Here is an 11,441-nt window from a genome sequence, read left to right on the forward strand (position 1 = left end):
GCCTTATTCAACTCACAAAAAAGGAAGCTGATACCATGCTGGCAACCATCCATCCCGGCCCCATCGGGGGCGTTGTGGCCGCGCCCCCCTCCAAAAGCATCGCCCACCGCACGGTGCTGGCGGCGGGGCTGGCGAAGGGGCTTTCCCGCATTTATAATCTCGACCCCAGCCAGGACATCGCCGCCACCCTGGCGGCGGTGCGGGCCTTCGGCGCAAAAGTGAAGCTCACCGAGCGCTACGCCGACATCGAGGGCCGGGGCGGCTTTGCCACCATCCTGCGCCCGGTGGACTGCGGCGAGAGCGGCAGCGCCCTGCGCTTTCTGGTGCCGGTGCTCAGCCTCACCGGCCAGCAGGTGGAATTCACCGGCAGAGGGCGCCTCTTCCAGCGGCCGATGGACGTTTACCGGGACATCTTCGCCGCCCAAGGGCTGCTTTTCTCCCAAAGCGACAAGGGCCTTGTCATCCGGGGCCGCCTTGCCCCCGGCGACTACCGGGTGCGGGGGGATGTGTCCAGCCAGTTCATCACCGGCCTTTTGTACGCCCTGCCCCTGCTTCATAAGGAGAGCCGGCTGGAGATCGTGCCCCCCTTCGAGAGCCGCAGCTATGTGCAGCTGACCCTGGACGTGCTGCGCGATTTCGGCGTGGCCGCCGGCTGGGACGAAGAACGGGAGAACACCCTTTATATCCCCGGCGGCCAGCGGTACCACAACCGCAGCTGCACCGTGGAGGGCGACTACAGCCAGGCCGCCTTCCTGGCGGTGCTGGGCGCGCTGGCGGGCGGCGTGACGGTGACGGGCCTCAAAGAAAATTCCTCCCAGGGCGACGCGGCCATTCTGGACATCCTCGCCGCCTGCGGCGCAAAGTTCACCCGCACGGGCGACGCCGTCGCCTTTGAAAAAAGCGAACTGCACGCCACAGAGATCGACCTGGCCGACTGCCCCGACCTTGGCCCCATCCTGATGGTGCTGGGCCTCTTCTGCGAGGGGGAGACGGTCATCCGCAACGCCGGGCGGCTGCGCATCAAGGAGAGCGACCGCATCGCCGCCATGGAAGAAGAACTGCGCAAATTCGGCGGCAAGCTGCAAAACGATGAGACCACCGTCACCATCCAGGGCTCCGCCCTGGCGCTGCCGGGCCTGCTCTGCGGCCACAACGACCACCGGGTGGTGATGGCCCTGTCCGTCGCGGCGCTGGCTGCGGGCTACACCGCCCGCATCTCCGGCGCCCAGGCGGTGGCCAAAAGCTGGCCGGGATTCTTCGCCGTGCTCCAGCAGCTGGGCGCGGGCATCGAGGTGGAAAAGGAATGAACCAGCAAAGCCGTTTCGTCATCGTGGGCCTGGGCCTTTTGGGCGGGGCCTACGCCCTGGGCCTGCGCAGGGCAGGCTTTGAGCATGTGGCCGCCATCGACCTGAAAGAAGAGGCCCTCGCCTTCGCCAAGGAAAAGGGCTATATCGAAGAGGGCCGCGCCGAGGGCTTCGAAAGCCTGCTGGCAAAGGCCGATCATGTCATTTTTTCGTTGTACCCAACCGCATTTATACAATGGGTAGAAAAATATGGCGCGCTTTTGCCCGCCGGTTGCCTTTGCACCGATGTGTCCGGCGTGAAGGCGGGGCTGGTGGAAAGAGTGCAGGCGCTGCTGCCCGAAGGGGTGGAATTCATCGCCAGCCACCCCATGGCGGGCAGGGAGCGCAGCGGGGTGGAGAACGCCCATCTGGTGGATTTTTCCCCGGCGAACTTCCTCATCACCCCCACCGAAAAGAACACCGAGGCGGGGGTGGCCTTTGCCCGCGCTCTGGCAAAGGCGCTGGGCTTTGCCCACATCCACGTCATCAGCCCGGAAGAGCACGACCGCATGATCGGCTATGTGAGCCAGCTGACCCACGCCATCGCGGTGAGCTTGATGTGCGCCCCCAACGCCGAGCGCTTTGCCGACTACACCGGCGACTCCTTCCGGGATCTGACCCGCATCGCCTATCTGAACGCCCCCATGTGGGCGGAGCTGTTTTTGTGGAACCGGCAAAGCCTTGTGGAGGAGATCGACGCCTTCACCGCCCGGCTGCAGCAGCTGAAAGTCTATCTGCAAAAGGGGCGGCGGGAGGAGCTGGAGGCGATGTTCCGGGCCTCCTCGGCGGCCCGCGCCGCCTTTGACAAAAAAGAGAAGGAGGGGTGAACCATGCCCCGCGCGGAAGGTCAGAAGGGGAAGATCCTCCTTCTGCTGCGCATCCTCGAGCGATACACCGACGAGGAGCATCTCATCAGCGTTCCCCGCATCCTGGAGCTGCTGGAGGCCCAGGGCGTGCCCGCCGAGCGCAAAAGCGTTTATTCCGACATCCAGACGCTGCAGGAACTGGGCTACGACATCGTGCTGCAGCGGGGCCGCTGCGGCGGCTACTATCTGGCCAGCCGCCAGTTTCAGCTGCCGGAATTGAAGCTGCTGGCGGACGCGGTGCAGGCCAGCCGGTTCATCACCCGCAAAAAGAGCGACCAGCTCATCCGCACGCTGGCTCAGTTCGCCAGCGACTGGCAGGCGGCGGACTTAAAACGGCAGGTGTTCGCCTCCAGCCGCATCAAGACCATGAACGAAAGCATCTACTACAACGTGGACGCGCTGCACCGGGCCATCGCCGAGGACAAGCAGGTGCGCTTTGTCTACCAGGAGTGGGATTTGAACAAGCGCAAGGTGGCCCGCCGGGGCGGCAGCGCCTATCAGGTGAGCCCCTGGGCCCTTTTGTGGGAGGATGAAAACTACTATCTGGTGGCCTGGGCCAAGGGCCAGGGCCTGCGCCACTACCGGGTGGACAAGATGGCCTCCATCGCCCTGCTGAACGCCCCCCGCCAGGGCGCGGCGGACTACGACCCCAAACAGATGCAGGACTATGCAAAGCCCATGTTCCAGATGTACGCCGGGCCGGTGAAGCGGGTGCAGCTTGCCTGTGACAACAGCGTCATCGGCCCCATGCTGGACCGGTTCGGCACCGACGTGACGGTGACGCCCCAGCCGGACGGCGCCACCTTCCATCTTTACGCCGACGTGGCGGTGAGCCCCACCTTCTATGGCTGGGTGTGCGGATTTTCCGGCAAGGTGCGCATCGTGGCCCCCGCCGAGGTGAAGGAGGACTTTTGCAGGATGCTGCGCAGCCTTGCCGCCGCCGAGGAGGCGCTGTGAACGGGCCCGGGCCCATCGCGCCGGCGCTGCTGGCGTGGTTTCGGCAAAACGCCCGGGCGCTGCCCTTCCGCCAGGACCCCACCCCCTACCACATCTGGGTCAGCGAGATCATGCTGCAGCAGACCCGGGTGGCGGCGGCGCTGGAGCACTACCGCCGTTTCATGGAGGCCCTTCCGGACGTGCCGGCCCTGGCCGCCTGCCCCGACGAGAAGCTGTTCAAGCTGTGGGAGGGGCTGGGCTACTATTCCCGGGCGCGCAACCTGAAAAAGGCGGCAAAGCTGATCTGCGAGAAGTACGGCGGGCAGCTGCCCGCAAGCTGTGAGGAATTGCAGAAGCTGCCGGGCATCGGGGAATACACCGCCGGAGCCATCGCTTCCATCGCCTTCGGCCTGCCGGCCCCCGCGGTGGACGGCAACGTGCTGCGGGTGTTCGCCCGGCTTTACAACGACAAAGGCAACATCGCCGACCCGGCCACCAAGCGGCTGTTCACCCGCCGGGTGATGGACCAGCAGCCCGCCGATGCGCCCGGCCCCTTCAACGAGGCGCTGATGGAGCTGGGGGCGCTGGTCTGCCTGCCGGGGGGCGCGCCCCTGTGCGGCGGGTGCCCGCTGGCGGGGCAGTGCCTTGCCAGGGCGGCGGGCGCCCAGCTGGAACTGCCGGTGAAAACGCCGCCCAGGGCCCGCCGGGTGCAGCCGGTGACGGTGCTGGTGGCACGAAACGCCCGGGGGGAGCACCTTTTGCAGAAGCGGCCGGAAGCGGGGCTGCTGGCGGGCCTTTGGCAGCCCTTCCTCTTTGAGGAACAGCTGACGCTGGACGAGGCCCTCCACCGGCTTGCGGCCCTGGGCCTTTCGGTCAGCGCCGCCCCGCCCCGGCCCCTGAGGCCCGCCAAACACATCTTCAGCCATGTGGAGTGGCACATGGCCGGCTGGCAGCTGGAAGCGGCGGGCGAAGCCCCCGCCGGGTGCCTTTGGGCTTCGCCGGAGGAGGCCGCCGGGCGCTGTGCCCTGCCGGGGGCCTTCAAGGCCTACCGGCCGCTGCTCACCGGCGGGAAGTAAAGCGCAAGTTTTGGTTGTAATCCGGCCTGCCGCGGGCTATAATAAAGGTAATCACTTTGGAGACCGTGCCCCCCGACGGGGCAGCCAAAATAAAGGAGGTATCTTCCATGAAACAATCCACCTTTGCCGCGCTGGTGCTGATGCTGGCCGCCGCCGTGGGCGCTCTGACCGCCGCCTGGCTGTATGTGCGCCGCCGGGAGAAGGAGCTGGACGAGTACGAGCAGCTGCTGTTCAGCGAGGACCTGGACGAGGATGAAGCGCCCGCCGGGGACGCTGCCGCCCCCGCTGCCGGGCCCGACGCCGAATAACCCCAGAACAAACCGCGGACGGAAAAACTCTCCGTCCGCGGTTTTTGTTTTGCCCTTTTTTGCCCTTTTCGCCCCTTTGTGGTATAATGCGGTTATGCATGCCCCAAAAACCGGGGCGAAGCTGTTCCCGGGCCTTTTTCGGCCCGCCGCGAAAGGAGGCGCAGGGCATGAAGCGCGCGCTGCTCTGGCTTTTGATGGTCCTTGTGTTCACCGCCCTGGTGCTGGGCGGCGCCCTGGGCTTTTTCTACTTTTCCACCGGCGAGGACGACCTGCCCGCCAGCGGTGTGACCTTCGCGGGGCAGCTTCTCACCATGCCTGCCGGTTTTGATTGGAAGCTGCCCGTGCTGGGGGGCGTTTTGTGGCGGGAGTTTTCCTTGAGCCCCATCCTTCCCAGCCTGGAGCTGGAGCCCATCACCACCCCCTCGGCGGCGCTGGAACTTTCGGAGGACATGACCGCCGGCGGCACCACCCTGCTGTTAAAGACCGCCGGCGGCGTGACGGTGTTTGACGGCACCGCCAGCGAATGGAAGGACTTCACCTTCCCCCAAAACGGCGAATACTACCTCACCATCCGGGCGGGGCGGCAGGCATCCGGCCAAAAGCCCGCAAAGCCGGTGGGCTATTACCAGTATCAGTGCCGCTTCTGGGTGGACGTGCAGCCCACCCTCACCCTGCCCTCCGGCCAGGCGGCCCAGGGGGATGTGGCGGCCATCTATGTGTCCGGGGCGCTGGGCGCGGGCGGCGCGCCCCCCACGGCCCAGTGCGAGCTGGGGCCGGTGTGGTTCCGGCCCACCCAAAACGGCTGGCTGGGCTATCTGCCGGTGGCCTACAACGCCGAGGGCGGCGAATGGCCCATCACCGTGACGCTGGACGACGCGACCCTTTCCGCCACCCTCACGGTGCGCAGCACGGAGTACCCCTCTGTCCAGGCCTCCCCCGGCGAGGCGGCCACCGCCGGGGCCAATGAAGAGTTCCGCCGGGTGATCTGGAGCCTCTACGGCCAGGGCTCCAATGAGGCGCTCTGGACCGGCGCGTTCCAGTATCCCGCCCAGGGGGCCAGCATTTTTCAAAGCTACGGCGCATATCTCTACGACGGCGAAACGTCTGCCGGGCGGGCGGCCAACCTGACGCTGCTCACCCCGGAGAACGCCCTGGCGGTGAGCCCGGCGGCGGGCCGGGTGGCCTATGCGGGCGAGCTGCAGCTCACCGGCAACACGGTGGTCATCGACCACGGCTGCGGGGTGAAGAGCTATCTCTTCGGCCTTTCCAGCATCGCGGGCATCAAGACCGGCGACGAGGTGGCCGCCGGGCAGGGCCTGGGCGTGGCCGGGCGCAAGCTCATCTGGGAAGTGCGCATCGGCAACAAGAGCGTGGACCCCCAAAAGCTGACCCGGGGGGGCAGCAACGGCCTGTTCTACCGCCCGGTGGGCGATGAACTCCGCTGAAAGACAAAACAGCCCCTGCCCCGCGGCGCGGGGCAGGGGCGAGGGCGGCCCGCCGCGGGCCGCCGCTGATGTGAGGTGAACCATTTTGCAGGACATCCTGAAAGCCGTGGGCAAATGGCTGGCGCTGGTGGCGGTGCTGGTGGCGGTGCTGCTGGGCGCGGCCCTGGGCTTTATGTACACACAGGTGAATGTGGGCGACCTGCCCGCCTATGCCGTGACCTTCGGCGGCGGCGCGCTGCCCCAGACCGGCTACCAGTGGAAGGTGCCCATCGCGGGCAACTGGCTGGCCCGCACCCTCAGCGAGGAGGGCGAGGCCGCCGACCTGGGCGAGGTGACCGACGGCCACCCGGCCCTGGCGCTGCCCGCCGGCACCGAAGGCCGGCTGACCATCACCGACGAGGCGGGCGAAACAGTGTTTGAGGGCGACGCCGCCGAATACGCCGATTTTTCCTTTGGCAAAAACGGCAGCTATTCCGCCCGGCTGACGGTGAGCCCCCAGGTGAACGAGCTGAACCCCTCCACCAAAATGGAGGGCTTCTGCCTTTATGATTTCACCTTCCAGCTGCGGGCCCAGCCCACCCTTACCCTCTCCCACACCAGCATGGTGCAGGGCGGCGTGATCGGGGTGAAGCTGACCGGCGTGGTGGGTGACGCAACCCCCATCCTTTCCTGCGAGCTGGCCCCGGCGGTGTTCACCTACCACGACAATGCCTGGATCAGCTACATCCCCGTGGACTACAACCAGTTCGGCGGCGACTACGAGATCACCGCCACGGTGGACGGCCAGACGGTGAGCGCCTCGGTGTATATCTACGGCCGCGAGAACCGGGAGCTGGACACCTACACCATCGACGGCTCGGCGGCCATCCCTTACATGGCCTCCATCCCCAGCCAGCTGGAGGATGTGATGAGCATCTGTGACCCGGACGTCTACTGGGACGGCGCCTTCACCCAGCCGGTGGACGGCAAGGTGGTGCGGGACTACGCCGTGCTGGAATACACCGACCGCATCGACGAGCTGACCCTCTCCATCTACCCTGAACTGGCGGCGCTGAACGAGGCCATCGCGCCCCGGCGCAGCGTCAACGTGACCATGGCCGTGACCCCTGGCAAAAAGGTGCTCAGCCCCGCGGCAGGCCGGGTGGTCTATGCGGGCACCACCAGCGGCGGCGGGCGCACGGTGGTCATCGAGCACGGCTGCGGCCTCAAGAGCATCCTCTACCTGCTGGGCCGCATCGACGTGAGCGAGGGCGAGTATGTGGCCCAGAACGATGTGCTGGGCACCACCCAGGGCCACATCATCTGCGAAATGCGCCTTTATGACATCCCCATCAGCCCCTGGGAGGCCTGGCGCGGCCAGGGCGCCCTGATGTGGCAGGGTTGAGCGGAGCCTTTCTCCGGCCCGGGCGGGGCGCGCTTTGCGGCGCAAACCTGCGGGCTTTTCCCGCAGCCCAACCGCCTCACAACTGAAAAAAGCCCGGCGCGGTGGACCCACCGTGACGGGCGTTTGTTCGTCTTATAGTTATACAATATGTATTTATCGGATGACATAATACAATATCATCAGCGGCGCCAGCAGTCCCGCGTTGGCCAGGGTGAACCAGAGCAGGTATCTGCCCTTTTGGGCAGGGTAGCGCCGGGCGAAGAACTTGTAGGAGATGAGGCTGGCCATGGAGGCGATGAGGGTGCCCAGGCCCCCCAAATCGCAGCCGATGATGAGGGCGGGCCAGTTTTCGCTGTAACCCGCCAGCAGCAGGGCGGCGGGCACGTTGCTGATGACCTGGCTGGCGGCCACCGCCACCTCCACTTCCCGCCCGGCCAGCGCCCCGGCCAGGAAGGCGGAGAAGGCGGGCAGGCGGCCCATGTTGCCGATGAACGCGAAGAACGCCACGAAGGTGGCCAGCAGGGCGTAGTCCAGCTTTTTTAAAAGGGGCCGGTCGGCGATGAGCAGCACCACCAGGGTCAGCCCCGCCGCCGCCAGCGGGGGCAGCAGCTTTGCGATGCAGAGCAGGCACACCCCGCCCAGGGCGGCGAAGAGGGCGATGCGCCTGCCGCTGCCCTTTCCTTCCGGCTGCACCGCCGCGTGCATGGCCTCGCTTTTGGGCAAGAGGGCCAGCAGGGCGATGGCCGCCGCCGACAGTGCCGCATAGGGGGCCAGCAGGGCGCAGAACTCCAAAAAGCCCATCCCCGAGCGGTTGTAAAGGTAGAGGTTCTGGGGGTTGCCCATGGGGGTGAGCATGCTGCCCAGGTTCGCCGCCGCCGTTTGCAGCACCACCAGCGGGATGGCCAGCCGCTCGCACCCGGCCATTTCCAGCACCACCAGCCCAAAGGGCACAAAGGTGATGAGGGCCACGTCGTTGGTGACCAGCATGCTCACGAAGAAGGGCAGAAAGGTCAGCACCAGCAGCATCTGCCGGGTGGTGGAAAGCCGCCCCAGCAGCCCCGCGCCCAGCGCGTCGAACACGCCCTGCCCCTGCAGGCCCTTGCTCACCGCCATCAGGCTGAACAGCAGGGCCAGGGTGTCCCAGTCGATGTAGTCAAGATAGCCCTTGTCCGGCGGCACCGCCGCCATGGAACCCACCGCCAGCAGCGCGGCGATGCTGAGCACCGCTTCGCTTTTGGCAAAGCCGAGCGCTCTTTGAAAACACTGTTTCATCAAAATTCCTTCCCACTCTCTTTATTTTCGCAAAGAGGCGCCCCCGACGGGGCCGGGGCGCGGGCCGCGCCCGCGTCCCGCCCGAAAGGGGCGCTTGTTTGTTTTATTCGTCCAGTTCAAAATCTCCCGGCCGCAGCTCGTCCAGCGCGGCGTCCGGCTCCGCGGCCAGCCGCCGCCCCTGGTTCAGGATGGCCGCCTCCAGGGTGTTGCGGGCAAGGCGGCCGTTGCCGTTTTCGGCGGCGTTTTCCGCCTGCTTGCGGTCGTAATAGGCCAACAGCGGCCCGTCGCAACCCTCGGTCAGCCGGTAGCCCTTGCCCTTCGCGGTGAGCTTGGTGATGGCCAGCAGTTCGGCCCCTGTGTAGTCCGGGAATTCGATTTTATTGGGGAAGCGGCTGCGCAGGCCGCTGTTCGCCTGCAAAAACTCCTCCATCTCTTTGGTGTAGCCCGCCAGGATGACCACCAGTTCGTCCCGATGGTCCTCCATGCCCTTCACCAGCGTGTCGATGGCCTCCAGGCCGAAGGTGTCCTGCTCGCCGCGGTAAAGGGAATAGGCCTCGTCGATGAAAAGCACGCCCCCCAGTGCCGACTGGAGCACCTTCTGGGTCAGGGGCGCGGTGTGGCCCACATAGCGGCCCACCAGGTCCGCCCGGCTCACCTCCACCAGCTGCCCGCCGGAGAGAGCGCCGATGGCCTTGAGGTACCTGCCCACCAGCCGGGCGATGGTGGTCTTGCCGGTGCCGGGGTTGCCGGTGAAGATCATGTGCATGGAAACGCCCGCCGTCTTCATGCCGGCGGCGGCCCGCCGTCGCTGGACGGCGATGGCGTCCTCCAGCCGCAGCACATAGTCCTTCACCTCGTCCAGGCCGATGATGCGGCCCATCTCGGCCTTCACTTCTTCCAGGCCGGCGGTGTATTCCCCGGGCAGGACGGCCAGCAGGTCGGTCTGTTCCCCGCCGTCGAAGGCGGCCAGCACCTGCCCGCCCTCCCCCGCTTTCAGGGCAGCGGCGGCGGCTTTGCGGCCCCGCAGCTTGTGCTCCGCCAGGGCGGCGAAGCACTTCTCGCAGAACTCGGCCAGGCGGCCCACCCCCGCTTCGCCCTTTTGGGCGACCAGGTCCGCCAGGCCTTCGCCGGTCACGGTGAGGGTCCAGCCCAGCCGTTCTTTGGTCTTGCGGGCCAGCTCGTTCAGCTGCCGCCCGGCGATGGCCAGCAGTTCTTCCCGGCTGAAGGCCGGGGCCTCGCACTCGTCCCCCACCGCGGTGGCAAAGGCCGCGCCCAGCAGCCCCGCCAGTTTGTTTTTTCCGCCGGGGCAGAGGAACACGAGGTACTTGTCTTTGGCGCTCAGAGAGCCCACCGCGCCGGGGGCCAGGGCGGTGCCGGTCTCCACCAGCAGGCCCTTTTGCAGCACATAGCGGCTGGCCAGCCGGGCGCTGCCGCTCACCGCCAGCTGGGCCAGCAGAGAGAGACAGCCGGGATGGCACTGCTCCGCGTTTTCAAAGGCCAGCACCGGGTCGGGCCCGGCCAGCGCGGCGTAAAGGTCCTGCAAAAAAAGCTTTTCCTGGGCCGGGCTGCCGTAAAGGGCAAGGTCCATCCAGGCCACGCCCCCAGCCAGCAGGCCCTCGTCCTTCAGCGCCTGCACCGTCTGGGCGAGGGCAAAATGCCGCCCCCGGCCCGCCTTGCCGGACAAAACGATGACGTTGCGGGGCTTTTCCCCCTGCCCGCCCAGCACGAAGGGCCGGCGGAAGGCCGCCAGCAGCGCGGCGCTAAACTCCTGCCGCCCCGCCAGCGCGGCCTGCTGGCGCTTTGCCGCCGCCTCAAAGGCGGCGTCGGTGTTTTGGGGCACGGGGATCGCAGCCCGGCTTTGAGCCGGGGTGAGCAGGCCGTCCTGCTCCATTTCCCGGGCAAGGCCCTGGCCCAAGCGGCTTATCTCCCGGCTTTGGGCTTCCAGGCGCTTGGTCAGCTCCTCGCTGTTCTGCAAAAGGCGCGCGGCGTCGGCGCGCCGGGCCGCCCCGGCGGCAGCCTGGGTGCGCTGGGCTGCTTCTTCCAGCTTTTTCTGGGCGGCGGCAAAGTCCTCGTCCACCGCCGGGCGCTTTTCAGCGCCCGCCCCGCCGCGAAAGCGCCCGCCGGGGCCGAACACCCCGTTCATCAGGTCTTCCCAATCGGTGCTGCCGGCCATGGCTCACTCCTCCTTGTCCTTTTTGAGAATGGCGCAAAGGGCCGCGGCGTCCACCGCGCCCTTGAAGTCTTTGGCGCTGCACCCGGCGCGCCCGCCGCCCGCGCAGGCACAGGCGCAGGCGCAGGAAACGCAGGCGCAGGCACAGGCGCATCCGCCGCCACTGCGCCGCCCCGCGCCGGAGCCACGGCCCGAACCGCCCCCAAAGCCGCCAAACCCGCCGGAGCCGCCGGAGGGGCCGCCATGGGGCGGGCGGGGCCCGCCGTGGTGGTGGGGCCAGAACCAGCCCCCAAAGCCGCCCAGGAAATAGCCGCCGGACATCCGGCGCACGATGATCCAGGCGATGACCGCGCCGGCAAACGCCAGCCACAGCACTTCGCCCACATCAAGGCCGCTGCCGGCCAGGTTGTCCCAGTCCACGCTGCCGGTATCGGCGCTGTTCCGGTCCATGCCCGGGTCCAGGGGGCCGGCGGCGAAGGCGGACTGGTCCGCGTAGTCGGCGGTGAAGGTGAGGCGCGCGCCCTCGGGCAGGCCGGTCCACTCGCCCTGCACCCCGTTGGGTGTTCCGGTGAGGTCGCCGGTCACCGGCGCGCCTTCCAGTTCGGCGGCGTAGCTGGCCCGGGCGTCTCCGTCCTCCCAGG

Annotated in this window: 10 protein-coding genes; 7 read left to right on the forward strand and 3 right to left on the reverse strand. The window is 67.3% G+C overall.

All coding sequences use genetic code 11. The features are described from left to right. Window positions 1–35: 35 nt before the first annotated feature. From aroA to ACH2AT_RS05140, 7 genes are all read left to right on the forward strand, one after another. On the forward strand, window positions 36–1,307 hold the full coding sequence (gene aroA / locus ACH2AT_RS05110; RefSeq protein WP_394964124.1) for a 3-phosphoshikimate 1-carboxyvinyltransferase: 1,272 nt from the start codon (window positions 36–38) through the stop codon (window positions 1,305–1,307). Beyond that, window positions 1,304–2,170 carry a prephenate dehydrogenase gene (locus ACH2AT_RS05115; RefSeq protein WP_394964125.1) on the forward strand — a complete coding sequence of 289 codons (867 nt, stop codon included), beginning with the start codon at window positions 1,304–1,306 and terminating at the stop codon, window positions 2,168–2,170. Before aroA ends, ACH2AT_RS05115 begins: the two co-directional genes overlap by 4 nt. A gap of 3 nt (window positions 2,171–2,173) precedes the next feature. Then, window positions 2,174–3,166, forward strand: a complete 993-nt coding sequence (locus tag ACH2AT_RS05120; protein WP_394964126.1) for a helix-turn-helix transcriptional regulator — start codon at window positions 2,174–2,176, stop codon at window positions 3,164–3,166. Then, window positions 3,163–4,221 (forward strand): A/G-specific adenine glycosylase, encoded by a 1,059-nt coding sequence (locus ACH2AT_RS05125; RefSeq protein ID WP_394964127.1) that lies wholly within the window; start codon window positions 3,163–3,165, stop codon window positions 4,219–4,221. Before ACH2AT_RS05120 ends, ACH2AT_RS05125 begins: the two co-directional genes overlap by 4 nt. A gap of 107 nt (window positions 4,222–4,328) precedes the next feature. After that, window positions 4,329–4,529: a phosphatase gene (locus ACH2AT_RS05130; protein WP_394964128.1), complete on the forward strand. Its 201-nt coding sequence runs from the start codon at window positions 4,329–4,331 to the stop codon at window positions 4,527–4,529. A gap of 167 nt (window positions 4,530–4,696) precedes the next feature. Then, complete coding sequence (locus ACH2AT_RS05135) at window positions 4,697–5,974, forward strand: murein hydrolase activator EnvC family protein (protein ID WP_394964129.1); 1,278 nt, start codon at window positions 4,697–4,699, stop codon at window positions 5,972–5,974. Between the two features lie 85 nt (window positions 5,975–6,059). Next, window positions 6,060–7,358: a M23 family metallopeptidase gene (locus ACH2AT_RS05140; RefSeq protein WP_394964130.1), complete on the forward strand. Its 1,299-nt coding sequence runs from the start codon at window positions 6,060–6,062 to the stop codon at window positions 7,356–7,358. A 153-nt stretch (window positions 7,359–7,511) separates the two neighbouring features. On the opposite strand, the gene ACH2AT_RS05145 is transcribed toward ACH2AT_RS05140, so the two are convergent. The 3 genes from ACH2AT_RS05145 to ACH2AT_RS05155 form a co-directional block, all read right to left on the reverse strand. Beyond that, on the reverse strand, window positions 7,512–8,630 hold the full coding sequence (locus tag ACH2AT_RS05145; protein ID WP_394964131.1) for an SLC13 family permease: 1,119 nt from the start codon (window positions 8,628–8,630) through the stop codon (window positions 7,512–7,514). A gap of 103 nt (window positions 8,631–8,733) precedes the next feature. After that, entirely contained in the window at window positions 8,734–10,803 is a 2,070-nt protein-coding gene (locus ACH2AT_RS05150) for an AAA family ATPase (RefSeq protein WP_394964132.1), read from the reverse strand. Between the two features lie 3 nt (window positions 10,804–10,806). Beyond that, on the reverse strand, window positions 10,807–11,441 hold a 635-nt coding region (locus ACH2AT_RS05155), incomplete at its 5' end, for a hypothetical protein (protein ID WP_394964133.1).

Origin of the sequence: Candidatus Allofournierella excrementigallinarum (genome assembly GCF_944388085.1) — a bacterium.
GTDB classification, from domain to species: domain Bacteria; phylum Bacillota; class Clostridia; order Oscillospirales; family Ruminococcaceae; genus Allofournierella_A; species Allofournierella_A excrementigallinarum.